This window comes from Bacteroidota bacterium, from assembly GCA_037133915.1.
Classification (GTDB): domain Bacteria; phylum Bacteroidota; class Bacteroidia; order Bacteroidales; family CAIWKO01; genus JBAXND01.
This window is the reverse complement of sequence record JBAXND010000012.1, coordinates 57,875-72,100: the sequence shown is the minus strand read 5'-3', so window position 1 is coordinate 72,100 and position 14,226 is coordinate 57,875. Positions and strand designations below refer to the sequence as shown.

The 14,226-nt window shown below is 44.5% G+C and carries 14 protein-coding genes; 4 read left to right on the top strand and 10 right to left on the bottom strand.

Annotated elements, in window-relative coordinates:
- Positions 1 to 43: 43 nt before the first annotated feature.
- Genes WCM76_06070 through WCM76_06045 form a run of 6 tightly spaced genes read right to left on the bottom strand, consistent with a single transcriptional unit; the run spans position 44 to position 6,427 of the window.
- Entirely contained in the window at positions 44 to 1,507 is a 1,464-nt protein-coding gene (locus tag WCM76_06070) for a Ni/Fe hydrogenase subunit alpha (GenBank protein ID MEI6765189.1), read from the bottom strand.
- Positions 1,504 to 2,478, bottom strand: a complete 975-nt coding sequence (locus tag WCM76_06065; protein ID MEI6765188.1) for an oxidoreductase — start codon at positions 2,476 to 2,478, stop codon at positions 1,504 to 1,506. The genes WCM76_06070 and WCM76_06065 overlap by 4 nt, the downstream gene beginning before the upstream one ends.
- A gap of 12 nt (positions 2,479 to 2,490) precedes the next feature.
- The gene (locus tag WCM76_06060; protein ID MEI6765187.1) at positions 2,491 to 2,943 is read right to left on the bottom strand and encodes a hydrogenase iron-sulfur subunit; all 453 of its coding nucleotides are present in this window, start codon (positions 2,941 to 2,943) and stop codon (positions 2,491 to 2,493) included.
- Between the two features lie 19 nt (positions 2,944 to 2,962).
- Positions 2,963 to 4,951 carry a CoB--CoM heterodisulfide reductase iron-sulfur subunit A family protein gene (locus WCM76_06055; protein ID MEI6765186.1) on the bottom strand — a complete coding sequence of 663 codons (1,989 nt, stop codon included), beginning with the start codon at positions 4,949 to 4,951 and terminating at the stop codon, positions 2,963 to 2,965.
- Positions 4,952 to 4,967: 16 nt separating this feature from the next.
- The gene (locus WCM76_06050; protein MEI6765185.1) at positions 4,968 to 5,828 is read right to left on the bottom strand and encodes a CoB--CoM heterodisulfide reductase iron-sulfur subunit B family protein; all 861 of its coding nucleotides are present in this window, start codon (positions 5,826 to 5,828) and stop codon (positions 4,968 to 4,970) included.
- A gap of 23 nt (positions 5,829 to 5,851) precedes the next feature.
- On the bottom strand, positions 5,852 to 6,427 hold the full coding sequence (locus tag WCM76_06045; protein MEI6765184.1) for a 4Fe-4S dicluster domain-containing protein: 576 nt from the start codon (positions 6,425 to 6,427) through the stop codon (positions 5,852 to 5,854).
- Between the two features lie 244 nt (positions 6,428 to 6,671).
- Here WCM76_06045 and hypF point away from each other — a divergent pair, with 244 nt between their 5' ends.
- The 4 genes from hypF to hypD all read left to right on the top strand — a co-directional run bounded on the left by hypF (position 6,672) and on the right by hypD (position 11,050).
- Positions 6,672 to 8,942: a carbamoyltransferase HypF gene (gene hypF, locus WCM76_06040; GenBank protein ID MEI6765183.1), complete on the top strand. Its 2,271-nt coding sequence runs from the start codon at positions 6,672 to 6,674 to the stop codon at positions 8,940 to 8,942.
- Positions 8,943 to 9,025: 83 nt separating this feature from the next.
- Positions 9,026 to 9,373, top strand: coding sequence for a four helix bundle protein (locus WCM76_06035; GenBank protein MEI6765182.1), 348 nt, complete (start codon positions 9,026 to 9,028; stop codon positions 9,371 to 9,373).
- Between the two features lie 252 nt (positions 9,374 to 9,625).
- Positions 9,626 to 9,862 carry a HypC/HybG/HupF family hydrogenase formation chaperone gene (locus WCM76_06030; protein MEI6765181.1) on the top strand — a complete coding sequence of 79 codons (237 nt, stop codon included), beginning with the start codon at positions 9,626 to 9,628 and terminating at the stop codon, positions 9,860 to 9,862.
- A 108-nt stretch (positions 9,863 to 9,970) separates the two neighbouring features.
- Positions 9,971 to 11,050: a hydrogenase formation protein HypD gene (hypD, locus tag WCM76_06025; protein ID MEI6765180.1), complete on the top strand. Its 1,080-nt coding sequence runs from the start codon at positions 9,971 to 9,973 to the stop codon at positions 11,048 to 11,050.
- A gap of 39 nt (positions 11,051 to 11,089) precedes the next feature.
- Here hypD and WCM76_06020 read toward each other — a convergent pair whose 3' ends face one another.
- The 4 genes from WCM76_06020 to WCM76_06005 are packed head-to-tail and all read right to left on the bottom strand — an operon-like array spanning position 11,090 to position 14,226.
- Positions 11,090 to 11,926, bottom strand: a complete 837-nt coding sequence (locus tag WCM76_06020) for an FAD/NAD(P)-binding protein (GenBank protein ID MEI6765179.1) — start codon at positions 11,924 to 11,926, stop codon at positions 11,090 to 11,092.
- Between the two features lie 2 nt (positions 11,927 to 11,928).
- Positions 11,929 to 12,945: a 4Fe-4S dicluster domain-containing protein gene (locus WCM76_06015; protein ID MEI6765178.1), complete on the bottom strand. Its 1,017-nt coding sequence runs from the start codon at positions 12,943 to 12,945 to the stop codon at positions 11,929 to 11,931.
- Between the two features lie 35 nt (positions 12,946 to 12,980).
- Complete coding sequence (locus WCM76_06010; GenBank protein MEI6765177.1) at positions 12,981 to 13,778, bottom strand: hypothetical protein; 798 nt, start codon at positions 13,776 to 13,778, stop codon at positions 12,981 to 12,983.
- Positions 13,771 to 14,226: a hydrogenase iron-sulfur subunit gene (locus WCM76_06005; protein MEI6765176.1), complete on the bottom strand. Its 456-nt coding sequence runs from the start codon at positions 14,224 to 14,226 to the stop codon at positions 13,771 to 13,773. The genes WCM76_06010 and WCM76_06005 overlap by 8 nt, the downstream gene beginning before the upstream one ends.

Here is a 14,226-nt window from a genome sequence, read left to right as displayed (position 1 = left end):
CCGCTCATTTCTGAAGCGGCTTTTACTGTTACTGTATGTTCTGTTAATCCCTGCGAACTTCACGGGTGATAGTCCCGTCCATGTTGCGGAAGTTAACAATCATCGGCATCTTGCCCGGAAGGCTGTGCGTGGCACATGAGAAACACGGGTCGTAGGCACGGAATGCCATCTCAACCAGGTTCAGAATGCCATCATCAACAACAACACCTTTTTTAATAAAGCCCTGCGCTGCCTTTTTGATAGACATGCAAATAGGCGCATTATTATTGGTAGTTCCAACAATGAGGTTGGCTTTTGTTACCATACCGTTTGCGTCGGTCCAGTAATGATGGGTGAGCGTTCCGCGTTGTGCTTCAACAGTACCAACACCTTCGGTAGGCGTATTGAATATTTTGGCACGAAGGTCGTCACTGCAAATCTCAGGCATACTTACCAGCTCAACGGCTCTTTCGGCTGAATAAATCAGCTCAATGAGGCGAGCCCAGTGCATGGCCAGTGTGTTATTTACCGGCTTTCCGCCAAGGGTTGCGAACATTCTTTCATATTCTTCCTGTGCAACAGGAGTTGCCATACCATCGGCGGCATTGAGTCGTGAAAGAGGTGTTGCATGATATACGCCTGAATCCTGACCTTCTACAAAGCCTTTCCAGCCTACTTTTTTCAGATAGGGGAATTTGAGATAGCTCCATGGCTCTACGCGCTCACTTACATATTCGCGGTAATCCTTAGGCTCATACTTAAACATTTCTTTGCCGGCGGTATCAACCACGCGCACTTTGCCATCATAGAAATTTACTTTGTTATTCTCATCTACCAGACCCATGGAGTGAATCTTCAGAGAATACGGTCCATTTACGATGATGTCAACATAATCTTTATTCGCCAGCACGATATCATTGAAAACTTTCATGGAGAATTTGGAGAATTCAACGAAGCCTTTTGCTTTTTCAAGGATGTCTTTGCGCTGCTCTTCTTTCAGGCCTTTACGCACTCCACCCGGAACATTCATAACAACATGTGTCTGATGTCCGCCAAGCAATGCCTGTATTTCCTGAGCAATTCTTCTTTGTTTGAGCACTTCGGTGCCTATTTCTTTACCTACCTTGGCAATTACGCCAAGTACGTTACGTTCTGCTTTGCTTGCCTGCGGTCCGACTACGAAATCGGGAGCACCCAGAGCATAGAAATGCGCAATATGGCTGTGAACAAAGTGTGCCATATAGAACAATTCCCTGATCATTTTTGCGGTAGGAGTGGGCTGAACACCAAAAACGGCATCAGCAGCCTTGCCGGCTGCCATGTGGTGGCATCCGGGACATACGCCGCAAATTTTGGTTACAATTTGTGAAACGTCCTCAATAGCGCGTCCTTCAAGGAATTTTTCAAAACCCCTTAATTCGGGGACCTGAAAGTATACATTCTCAACATCTCCGTCGTCGTTGCAGAAGATATCAATTTTGCCGTGTCCTTCAAGACGGGTAACCGGGTCTATGCAATAGTGTTTCATTTCTGTTTCCTCCTTAATATTGAGCCGGGCAGGCTGAACCTGTAGAATGTGCCGGCAGGGTCAATAACTGATTCCAATGCTTTGTCGATCTCTTCTTCCTCGCGGCCTTCCATCATTGAAGCGATGGCCGACATCATTTTGGCTCCGGGATCGGGAATATTATCAAGCGGTCCGTAGCATCCGCGGCAGGGTGCATTGCCTTCTATGCAGCGTACGCCGCATCCGCTGCGGGTTGCAGGTCCCATGCACAGTATGCCCTGTTCGTTAAGACAGGTCTCACCATCGTCGGTAACTTCCCAGGGGCGGAAGAATTTCTTGATTCCTTTTTTTTCTGATTTCTTGCGTTTGCAATCGTCGCACTGTACGCGTTCGCCACCACCAATAACCGATCCTTTCGGAGGCAGTTCGGCGCCGGTAACAACGGCCATGAATACTTCCACCAGACGTTCTGTCTGAGGCGGGCATCCCGGAAGGTAATAATCAACATCAACAATCTGGCCGAGTGTCATTACATCTTCATAGAAATGAGGAATATGAAGATGACCTTCGGGTACATCATTTTCGGGCTGAGGTCTGATTTTTCCGGGATTTTCAGTTGATTCGCTTTCTTCATAAACACGGCGCATCAGGTCTTCTTTTGTTGAGAAGTTGGCAAGTCCGGGGATACCGCCCATATGTGCACACGAACCGTAAGCAATTAAAATTTTTGATTTCTGACGAAGCAGTTTGGCCATGTGTTCGTTTTCACTGTTACGGACAGCGCCGTTGAACAGTGTAACATCGATGTGCTGATCGGCCATTTCTTCCACGTCCTTGTATTTAATATCGAGCGCAATAGGCCAGAATACCAGATCGGCATTGGCAACTACGTCAAATAATTTTTCATGAACGTCGAGGACCGAAACACAGCAACCGCCGCAGGCAGCGCCCCAATATATGGCTAATTTCAGTTTTGGTTTTTCGTTTTCCATTTCTTATCCTCCTTATTTATCAAGAGTTTGAACCACTTCTTTGATCGTTGACGGACCAAGTTCCTTCAGTGTTGCGGTCATTTCATTAACCACTTCCTGAAGGCGTTTGCCTTCGCTGGCGCTGATCCATTCAAGGCGAAGCCTTGAGTTGTCGATACCCATCTGAGCAATGTATTTCTGCATCAGTTTGAATCGCCTGAGGCATTTATAATTGCCTTCAGCGTAGTGGCAGTCACCGGGGTGGCATCCGCCAATGAGCACACCATCGGCTCCTTTGGCAAAGGCTTCCATGATGAATTCAGGGTCGATACGGCCTGAGCACATCACGCGAACAACGCGGGTACTGGGCGCATATCTCATCCTGGATACGCCGGCAAGGTCAGAAGCAGTGTAGGTACACCAGTTGCAGAAGAAGGCAACTATTCGTGGTGTCCATTGTTCCATGTTATTTTCTGTCGGTTGCATATATTATATTTTTGTTTTTCTAATCAATTAAAATACCGTCAATCTCGCTCATGATTTCCTCATCATCAAACAGGTTCTGGAAAATGGCGTTGGAACCGCATGATGCCACGCAGGTACCGCACCCTTTACATAACGCTTCATTGATGAATGATTTTCCTTTTTCTGCATTGAATGAAATGGCCGTATATGGGCACATGTTCACACATACCTGACATCCGCAGCATCTTTCCTCAGTAATCTGTGCTGTATTGGGTTCCAATTCCACAAAACCTGAGTCGATGAGTGCGAGTGCTTCAGCCGCGGCAGCGCCTGCCTGAGCAACACTGTCGGGGATGTCTTTCGGTCCCTGGCATGCACCTGCAATGAAAACGCCATCGGTAAATGTGCTCACCGGAGCAAGTTTCGGATGCCTTTCGAGGAAGAAACCTTCGGAAGAACATGAAATGCTGAACATTTTCCGTATTGAATCGGCATCTTTGGCCGGCTCAAGGCCGACGGAAAGAACTACCATATCAACCGGTATTCTGCGTACAACGCCAATCAGCGTATCTTCGGCACGGATAATGAGTTTGCCTTTTTCTTCTTCAGTTGTTGCCCAGTCGTTCACATCCGATACACGGCCGCGAATGAACTGAACGCCTTCCTGCAGCAATTTATCATAAAATTCTTCATAGCCTTTACCCGGTGTGCGCATATCAATATAGAAATTATACACCTCTGCGCCGGTATGTTCCTTAAGAAGGTGGGCAAGTTTCAGTGAATACATGCAGCAAACCCTCGAACACCATTTGTTGGTTTTTTCATCACGTGAGCCCACGCAGTGAATAATACCAACGCTTTTAGGTTTGGTAACCCCATCACGCAATACAACGTGTCCTTCAGTCGGACCGGAAGCATTTACAAGACGCTCTACTTCGAGTGAAGTAAATACATTGGGATATTTTCCGTAACCGTAGTTCGATGTTTTTGCAGGGTTCACCGGTTCGAATCCTGTTGACAGGATGATGGTACCTACATTGATATCTATTACTTCGGGTTTCTGGTTAAAATCAAAAGCGTTGCGGTCGCAGGCTTTGGCGCAACCCTGTGAGCATTTGCCTGTTTTAAAATGGATGCAGGTTTTGTCGTCAATCAATACTACCTGTGGTGTTGCCTGAGCAAATGGAATATAAACGGGTTTGCGTTTTGAAAGCCCCATATTAAATTCATCCGGGAATTTACCTTCTTTATATATGCATGCGTCGATGCAAGCAAGACAACCCACACAAAGGTCTTCGATAATATACCGCGGCTTTTTGGTCACGGTTACTTTATAATTCCCAACGAATCCTTCAACATTCGAAACTTCTGACCATGTCCAGAGTGTGATATTGGGGTGTTTGAGAACCGATGACATTTTTGGTGTCAAGATACATGCAGCGCAGTCGAGTGTCGGGAAGGTCTTATCGAATTTGGCCATATAACCGCCAATGGTAGGATCTTTCTCAACCAGATACACTTTTTTACCGGCGTTAGCCATTGTAAGAGCCGCATGGATACCGGCAATACCGCCACCCACTATGAGGGCGTCGGGATTAACGGGAACTTTTTTCTTGTCGAGTGCTTTGTGGAAAGCCACACGGTGAACGGCCGCGCGTGACAGGTCTTTAGCCTTGAGTGTTGCGAGGTCTTTATCTTCATGAACCCATGAAGTATTTTCGCGGATGTTGACCATCTGCATAAAGAACTGGTTCAGCCCTGCTTTTGCAGTAGCACCGCGGAAAGTAGGTTCGTGCAGCAGCGGTGAGCATGATGCAACTACGATGCGGTTCAGCTTAAGTTCTTTGATGTCTTTCTGGATCAGTTCCTGTCCAGGGTCGGAACACATATATTTATAGTCCTTTGAAACAACCACGTTGGGGAGCTTCGCGACATATTCAGCAACCGCTGTAACATCAACGGTTCCGGCGATATTATGGCCGCAGTGGCACACGTAATATCCTATCCTGATTTCTTCTTTCTGTTTCATTCTTTTTCCTCCCGCGTTATTTAGCAAAACTTAATTCAGGTGAAAGTGAACGCTGCAGGCCAAGTGCCTTGTTGTTCAGACCAAGTGCCATTCCCATAAGCTGAGAAAAATACATGACCGGAATGCGAACATCTTCGCCAAACATTTTTGATATTTTGCCCTGAAAACATTCAAGATTGAACTGGCAGAGCGGGCATGCGGTTATGATAACATCGGCACCGCGCGTTTTGGCTTCTTTCATCAACAAAAAATTCATCCTCATGCCGATGTCTGAAATGGTGCTCGTCATGGCGCCGCTGCAGCAACGGGTTTTCAATGGCCAGTCAATAGCTTCACCACCCATAGCCTGAACAATATCGTCCATGGTGTGAGGGTCGCGCTGATCGTCGAATGTAGCGTATGGGCGAATAAGCTGACAGCCGTAATAACTGGCAACTTTGATGCCTTTGAGCGGAAATTCAACAGCATTCTTGAGTGTGTTCAGTCCAATATCGTTGATGAAAACATCAAGCGGATGTCTTACATTTGATTTGTTGGCAAAGGCCATTCCCATGTTGGTCATGTCTTGCTCAACCTTGGCTTTCACATTCGGGTCGGTATTGATGTAATTCTTTGTCTTCAGCAGTCCCATGTAACAAGCAGCGCAAGGGGCAATAAGATCGGCGTCACCTTGATTTTCTGCTATTGCTAAATTGCGGGCGGTAAGGCTGATGGCATCACACTCGTCTATGGACATATAATTTGTGGCACCGCAGCAGTTCCAGTCGTCAATTTCTTCAACGGGTACCTGCAGTTTTTTGAATACCGCGAGCAGGGATTCTTCGTATCCTCTGCCGGATGATTTAAGCGAACATCCCGGGTAATATAGATAATTCATATATTTTTCTCCTGTTCGTTTTATTAAATTTCTTTACTGCAAACGATGCGTTTCAGTTGTTCTTTATTCTTGGTTCCTTTTTCGAAAGGAAGGATGCGCCCGGTCATAAATAGTTTAATTCCGAGTGATGCATAACCGATGCTTTTAAAGATGTTGTACCGCATGTAATATTTAAGCAGCAGATACAATTCGTTGATTCGGCCACGTGATTTTACCTCTTTGAAAAAAGTACTTGCCATGATGGGAATCGGGAAGTTCTTTGGGTAAGCCTTGTTCTTGATGGCTTCTCTTTTTATAGCGTACATTACCTCCGTGATTTTTATGCCTTTAGGGCATTCCACGGTGCAGTTGTAGCAGGACGCACACAGCCAAACAGTGTTGTTTGACAGTACTTCCTTTTTGAAACCTGCCCTTACCATAGCAATAACCTTGCGCGGTGTGTAATCCATGTAAATGCTTAATGGGCATGCTGCGCTGCAGTTGCCGCATTGGATACAGCCGAACAATTTTTCACCGTGGGCATTTTTCGCGATCAGCTTTCCGAAGTCTTTGTCCAGATCTGATTCATGACTGATGTCCTGTAACGGAAATTTGCTCATTTTTGCCTTCTTTTTTTGTTATATAATTTAGTTTGCAGAATTTTATTTTATCTTGATAATGTCTATAATTCAGGATGTTTTTTTAGATGGAGCAAGCAAAAGTAATTAAAAAATTGATTTTTCAAATGCCGACCGTTATTTTTTTCACAATAAAGAAACATTCTAATTTTCACGTTCGAATGACATAATTTTGCAAAAATAAATTCATTCAAATAGATTCCACAAATCAGAAGAATTTTTGACCTTGAAGAAATCAGTTGAGATATTTGTTACAGGTTTAGTGCAGGGCGTGGGTTTTAGACCTTTCGTGTACCGCATTGCGGCTGTATTGGGTTTGAATGGCACAGTGGAAAACCGGAATGATGGTGTTAAAATTCGGATTGAAGGTTCTGAAAATCAAATTGATGACTTTGTTTTAGCATTGAAAAATGAAGCGCCTCCTGCGTCTTCAATACGCAGTTTGCAACTTGCAGAAGTTGACTGGCAAGGATTTGCGGATTTTTCAATTGTTAAAAGTGAGAATATCTCTGAAGAAATTACTGAGATAAGCCCTGATATTGCAGTGTGTAATGATTGTCTTACGGATATGAAAATTCAGGAACACCGTATTGATTATCCGTTCATTAACTGCACAAATTGCGGCCCGCGTTTCACCATTATTCAGGACCTTCCGTATGACCGGGACAAGACGACGATGGATAAGTTCATGATGTGCAATACCTGCCATCAGGAATATACCAATATTATGGACCGCCGTTTTCATGCTCAACCCATTGCGTGCAATCATTGTGGGCCTGAGTATGAGCTTCACTATCAGGGTGATAAACTTAATAAGTTCAAGGAAATCTGCGATTTTTGTGCCGCATTGATTGACGAAGGTCAGGTACTTGCCATGAAAGGTCTTGGTGGATTTCATCTTGCCTGCGACGCGCTGAATGCTACGGCTGTAAGGCGTTTGCGCGATCTTAAGCATCGCGAAAGCAAACCGCTTGCCATCATGTTTCGTAACATCCAACTCCTCAAAGAAGTTGCCTATATTAACGAAGATGAGGAACATACCTTGCTGTCATGGCGGCGACCCATTGTAATTTTGAAATTGAAAACTGATTTTGCAATCCCTGATGAGGTAAGTAACGGATTGAAAACCTTAGGGGTTATGCTTCCGTACCTGCCCTTTCATCATTTGCTTTTTGAAAAATTGCAAACAAATGCCATCGTGCTTACCAGCGGTAATATTTCAGATGAGCCAATTGTGATTGATAATCAGCTTGCTATAGGGAAACTTGCACCCATATCAGACGCGCTGCTTCTGTACAACCGCGATATTTATAATCGTACGGATGATTCTGTTGTTTTTGTTTCGGGTGGCAAAGAGCGGATAATCAGACGATCACGTGGATATGTCCCAAATCCGGTCCTTCTTAATTTCAATGCAGAAGGGATTTTCGCAGCTGGAGCTGAGCTGAAAAATTGTTTCTGTATCGGTAAAGGCCGACAAGCTATTCTGAGTCAGCATATTGGTGATTTAAAGAATATCAGTACGTATGATTTCTATACGCAGACGGCGACCCAATTTCTGAAATTATTCCGTTTAAAACCCTCGGTAATAGTGGCTGATTTGCATCCCGATTATCTGTCAACACGCTTTGCAGAGAAACTTAACGTGCCGGTTATCAGCGTACAGCATCATCATGCACACGTTGCGTCGTGCATGGCCGAACATGGTCTTGATGAAAATGTAATCGGCATCAGCTTCGACGGAACAGGTTATGGCGATGATGGCAACACCTGGGGCGGAGAGTTTTTTATCTGCGATTTTGAACGTTATAAGCGGATATATCATTTTGAATATGTGCCTGTTCCGGGTGGTGATAAGGCGTCAGAGGAAGCCTGGAGGATGGCGGTTTCGTACCTTTATAAAGTGTATGGTCCGTCTTTCGCGGAATTGAAGCTGCCACTATTCACGCAGATTTCACCTGATAAAGTAAAATTACTGGTTCAGGCAATCGATAAAAATATCAATACACCACTCACATCCAGCGCCGGACGGCTGTTTGACGCGGTTTCCGCGCTGACGGGCATTTGTACGCGCAATAATTTCGAAGCTGAAGCACCCATGCGGCTCGAAGCAGCTATAAAAATGGGTGTTTCTGAGTTCTATCCACACTCGGTAAAAAATGAAAATATCTGTTTTGATGATACAATCAAAAGTATTGTTGAGGATGTTTTACGCCTTACAGATTCCGGAATAATTGCCGCGAAATTTCACAATACTATTGTTAACATCATTCAGACTATCGCCGAAAAGGCGAGGACATCATTTCAGATAAATAAGGTTGTAATGTCCGGTGGAGTCTTTCAAAACAGATATTTGCTGGAGAATGCCGAGAAGGTGCTAACAGATGCCGGATTCGAAGTTTTCACACAAACGCTGGTTCCTTCGAATGATGGCGGAATAGCACTGGGGCAGTTGGCGGTGGCTGCACGGAAGTTTGTAAAGTCGGAAAGTCTGTAAAGTCTGTAAAGTCGGAAAGTCTGTAAAGTCTGAAAGTCGAAAGTCAAAAGAAATCAATAGTTTTGTAATAAAAAATTGGTTTTATGAAAATTGACAAATTCGAGGATATTGTGGCCTGGCAAAAGTCGCAGATATTAGCCTTGCAGGTTTATGATATTACCAGAGATTTAAAGGATTTTGGCTTTTCTGACCAGATTAGACGAGCAATTATTTCAGTTAGTAATAATATAGCTGAAGGGTTTGAAAGAAGGACAGATAATGAATTCAGACATTTTCTTTTTATTGCAAAAGGAAGTGCCGGTGAAGTGAGAAGTATGCTTTATCTCGCCCGAAATCTCAAATATTTTGGAGATATTCAAGTCGAAGGAATGTTAACAGAGATACTGATTGTTTCAAAGATGATTTCCGCATTAATTAAAACTTTGAAGTAATTGAATCAGGTATTTTGAGTGTGCCAAAGTCGAGACATAACTTAAATAAATTAAGATTTACCTGTATCTTTGTACTCTATTAGACGTTAGCACCTTTGTGGACTTTTACCGCCGCAGGCGGGCAGGGCCTTTAAAGACTTTTAATCCGCCAGTGGTCGGACTTCCGCTTCGCTGCAGCTTTTTGAACTTTACAGACTTTTGACTTTATGGACTTTTGACTTTAGACTTTATGAACTTTATAAACTAATTTTTATGTGCTTAAGTATTCCTGCAGAAATAATTTCCATTGACGGCGATATGGCCAAAGTGAGCGTGGGTGGAACCATGGTTCAGGCTTGCCTTCAATTACTCGAAGACCCTAAAATAGGGGAGTTTGTACTGTTACATTCTGGATTTGCCATTGAACGCCTCAGTAAAGAAGAAGCCGAGGAGAATATGAAATGGCTGAAAGAACTGGGCGAAGCCGGACTTGCGGAAAGTGAAGAGTGAAGAATTAATAGTGAAAAGTGAGAGCATTCAGAGCAAGTTCGTTAGCTTTTTATTTGTAATTATCCCCGCCATACGCGGACAGGCATTATTAATTATTAATTATTCATTGTGAAATATATTGACGAGTATCGCGATAAAGCAATTGTAGAGCAGCTTGTAAAGAGTATTAAGGCTGTTTCTAAGAAAGAAATATCACTGATGGAAGTGTGTGGCGGTCATACCATGTCTATTCAGAAATTCGGATTGCCGTCATTGCTTCCTGAAAATATCAAACTTGTTTCAGGTCCCGGATGTCCTGTATGTGTATCGAGCCGCAAATTTATTGACACGGCGGTTGCCTACAGCCGCATGGACGATGTGATTATTACAACCTTTGGTGATCTGATTCGCGTGCCGGGTTCTGTATCATCACTGGAAAAGGAAAAGGCTGCGGGAGCTGATGTGCGTATTGTATATTCACCGCTTACAGCCATTGATATTGCAAAGCAAAATCCCCAGAAGAAAGTAATTTTTTTGGGTATAGGTTTTGAAACGACGTCGCCTACAAGTGCTGCTGCTGTTGCCAATGCTTATTCTCAGAAGGTGCCGAATTTCTTTTTGTTCAGTTCGCATAAGATTATGCCGCCCGCTATGGCTGCCCTGATTGATGAGGGCGTGACAATCAACGGATATATTTGTCCGGGGCACGTGAGCACCATCACGGGAAGTGCCATCTACGAGCCCATTGCAGCGCAGTACAATCTTGGTTGTGTAATCTCAGGATTTGAACCCGTTGATATTTTACAGTCGGTGCTGATGCTTGTAACGCAGTATGAGCGAGGCGAAGCGAAAGTTGAGAATCAGTATTCGCGTGTTGTGAAAGCAGAAGGAAACCTGAAAGCACAGGCACTGCTGAATGAAGTGTTCACGCTGCGCGACGACTGGTGGCGCGGGCTTGGCGTGATACCCCTGAGTGGCATGGCGCCGCGCGAAAAATACAAAATGTATGATGCGGAACAGGCTATTCCCATTGTTGTTCCCGAACCCGAAGAACCCAAAGGATGTATATGTGGTGAGATACTTAAAGGTTTGAAAAATCCTAAAGAATGCAAATTGTTCGGGAAAGTTTGTACGCCAACCAATCCTATCGGTGCCTGCATGGTTTCCAGCGAAGGCGCCTGCCAGGCGTTCTACAAATACTCAAGATAGGTAACAATTAATAATTAATAATTATCAATTTCTAATTGTTTAATATTCTGCAGGTAGTTCTTTAAGTTGCTTCAGTGTGAACACAGGGCCGTCTTTACAAACGAAGACTTTTCCCACATTGCAGCGGCCGCATTTCCCAAATCCGCATTTCATGCGGTTTTCAAGTGTTGTATAGATGATATCGTCTGTAAATCCTAATTTCTCCAGAACCGGAAAAGTATATTTAATCATTACGGGCGGGCCGCAAACAATAGCGATGGTATTTTCAGATGAAGGCGCGGCTTTTTCAAGAACTGTGGGAACAAACCCTACTTCGCCCTTCCAGTCAGCGTTTTCGCCGCCGGGGTCAACAGTGGTAATGAGCTTAACATCGGGACGCGCCTGCCAGTCGGCCAGTTCATTCTTATACACCAGATCTTCAACAGAACGGGCTCCGTATAAAATCGTCACATCTTTATAATCGTCACGACGGTCCAGGCAATCCCAGATGACGCAGCGCATGGGAGGAAGCGCGATACCTCCTGCGATGAACAGGAGGTTCTTTCCTTTCCATTCATCAACAGGAAACACATTTCCATAGGGACCCCGGAAGCCTATCACTTCGCCTTCTTCAAGAGCAGCAAGCGCCGCCGTTACTTTGCCTGCCTTGCGAAACGTGCATTCAATGGAATCAGGTCGGGTAGGGGGTGATGCAATACAAAAGGTGCATTCCCCCTCCCCAAAAACCGAGTATTCTGCAAACTGGCCTGACCTGAAGACAAAATTGTTCTTTTCTGTTTCGTCGGTAAACTGCAACCTGAGCGTTTTTACATCGGGAGCTTCATCGATTACTTTCTCGATGCGCATCAGGTAAGGTTTGTATATGTTCTCTGACATGGTTATTTCTGTGTTATAATCTGTAAATGTTCAACAATATTCATATCTGCGGGACAACCGCGTGAGCAGCGTCCGCAACCTACACAGCCCAGAATAGAAAGTCGTTCAGGCTGGTAAGCGAATTTGTGAAGTATGCGCTGGCGCCAGCGTTCGGGCTGTCCCTCGCGTGGGTTGTGACCTGAAGTATGCATGGTGAAATTACTGAGGGCACAGGTGTCCCAGCATCTGAGGCGCTTACCTTTGTATGCTGTTCCTTCATCCTGGATATCGTAGCAGGAGCAGGTTGGGCAAACATAAGCACAGGCGCCGCAACCCAGGCAGCGCATGGCCTGTTCGGCCCAGACCGGATTTTCAAAAGCACCTTCCAGATTCTGTTGCAATTCCGATAATTCAAATTTCTTTTCGATGGATGCCACTATTTTATTTCCTTTTCCATCGTAATCAGTAAATAATTCTTTATTGCGTTCGAAGATTGAAACGCCTTTTTCCGTAAGGATATCCGCAATATAACCGCCGCCTTCGAGTGTGGTGAGCATGATGTCGCTGCCGGCCGTAGCATCGGGCGAAGAACCTACGGAAGTGCAGAAGCAGTGTGCATCTCCGGTTGTACATGCCATGCTGATTACAGTCAGTTTATTGTAACGTTCCATGAAATGAGCGTCCACCGTATCCCAGGTGAACACGGCTTTGAGTACACTGAATGCCGCAGCATCACAGGGATGCGTTGCAAAAAGTACTGTTTCAGGAATATCCGTTGGAATTGAATCCGTTATCTTTTGCCCGTCTTTGTTAATGGTGTATTCAAATAGTTTTTCGACGGGAGGGAATGCGGCAAGCTTAGCCGAAAACACTGACTGCACGTAGTGAATATCGCAGAGTGCGGCATCAGTAACTTTATTAAAATTCACTTTTCCGGCATCGTCGCGAACAGGCGCCAAAACATCAGCACCTTTTTCAATAAGGCTGTTGACGAGCTTTTGGAGATTTTCTTCCGGAATATAATATTGTTTAGTTTCCATTTATTGAGATTCTGTTTTCAACCAATAACAATCAATTATTTTATAAAGTTCTCTTTGTCGCCGGTGTTGAAATCGGACAAAGCATAGCGCTGTTCGGCGCTTGTACCGGCCTCATAATGGAATTCTTTGAAAATCTCATTTGATAATTTCTGCGTAAGTATCTGCAAAGGAATTCCCTGAGGACAAGCATCAGCACAAGCATTGCAGTTGATGCATCTTCCTGCCAGGTGCATGGCTCGCATGATGTGCCATTCAAGGTTTCCTGTTTTTGAAGATGGTACACTTATCCATTGAGGCTGGTTGATATCAACCGTGCAGCGACCGCAATAGCATAGCGGACAGGCAGCGCGGCATGCGTAGCATTTAAAGCACTTGGAGAACTGATCCTGCCAGTAATACCAGCGTTCTTCAACACTCATTTTTTCAATTTTCTCTACCAGCTCATTGATATCCTTTTTTTCATCAGGAACATGAATGAAGGCAAGCATCTCATCCGTACTTTTCAACACGGAAAATTCATCATTTGCTTTAGCTGCGATGGCAATGATTTCATCTGCTTTAAGCTGTTTTTCCGCGATAAGCGCAATAATGCTTTTTAATCCCGGCATTCTTACCACAATTGCTTTTTTTCCAAACTTCTTCAGCTCTTTTTTGGTCAGGTACACTGCCAGGTTTGCGTTACAGCGTTCGTCAAAAATCAGTTTATCACAACTTTCAGCACTGGTGATGAATGCAGCCCGCACCTTGTCTGCAGAGCCTTTTTCATATCCTATAATGACATCAGCCTCTCCGGCAGATATCAGCGCTTTTGATATTTCATTAATATTACTCATGAATGTCCTCCTTCACTTCAGAATACTGGGAAGCAATTTTTTGATATTCGGTATAGGGTCCAAGTTTGCGAATATCTGATACGGTAGCGTTAACGATTTCTGCCCATCGTGCGCCTTCAGCGGCCGAAACCCATGAAAACACGATTCGACGGGTATCTATGCCCATAAAATCAAGCAATGACCGAAAGACCATCCAGCGGCGGCGTGCATGAAAATTTCCTGAGGTGTAATGACAATCGTTCGGATGACAGCCTGAAACAATAATGCCATCGGCCCCGTTGCTAAAGCATTTCAGCAGCAGCATAAAATCAATACGACCTGTACACGGGAAGCGTATTATCTTTACATTAGGGGCATATTTTATTCGGCTTGTGCCTGTGAGATCCGCGCCGGCGTAGGTACACCAGTTGCAGACAAAGGCCACTACTTTTGGTTCAAAAGGTTCCAT

What these genes read in the sequence shown, in the direction of transcription:
- WCM76_06030 (MEI6765181.1), top strand. Translation starts at nt 9,626, where the DNA reads ATGTGCTTAAGTATTCCTGCAGAAATAATTTCCATTGACGGCGATATG.
- WCM76_06065 (MEI6765188.1), bottom strand. Translation starts at nt 2,478, where the DNA reads ATGGAAAACGAAAAACCAAAACTGAAATTAGCCATATATTGGGGCGCT.
- WCM76_06035 (MEI6765182.1), top strand. Translation starts at nt 9,026, where the DNA reads ATGAAAATTGACAAATTCGAGGATATTGTGGCCTGGCAAAAGTCGCAG.
- WCM76_06010 (MEI6765177.1), bottom strand. Translation starts at nt 13,778, where the DNA reads ATGAGTAATATTAATGAAATATCAAAAGCGCTGATATCTGCCGGAGAG.
- WCM76_06020 (MEI6765179.1), bottom strand. Translation starts at nt 11,926, where the DNA reads ATGTCAGAGAACATATACAAACCTTACCTGATGCGCATCGAGAAAGTA.
- WCM76_06070 (MEI6765189.1), bottom strand. Translation starts at nt 1,507, where the DNA reads ATGAAACACTATTGCATAGACCCGGTTACCCGTCTTGAAGGACACGGC.
- WCM76_06055 (MEI6765186.1), bottom strand. Translation starts at nt 4,951, where the DNA reads ATGAAACAGAAAGAAGAAATCAGGATAGGATATTACGTGTGCCACTGC.
- WCM76_06050 (MEI6765185.1), bottom strand. Translation starts at nt 5,828, where the DNA reads ATGAATTATCTATATTACCCGGGATGTTCGCTTAAATCATCCGGCAGA.
- WCM76_06045 (MEI6765184.1), bottom strand. Translation starts at nt 6,427, where the DNA reads ATGAGCAAATTTCCGTTACAGGACATCAGTCATGAATCAGATCTGGAC.
- WCM76_06060 (MEI6765187.1), bottom strand. Translation starts at nt 2,943, where the DNA reads ATGCAACCGACAGAAAATAACATGGAACAATGGACACCACGAATAGTT.
- WCM76_06015 (MEI6765178.1), bottom strand. Translation starts at nt 12,945, where the DNA reads ATGGAAACTAAACAATATTATATTCCGGAAGAAAATCTCCAAAAGCTC.
- WCM76_06005 (MEI6765176.1), bottom strand. Translation starts at nt 14,226, where the DNA reads ATGGAACCTTTTGAACCAAAAGTAGTGGCCTTTGTCTGCAACTGGTGT.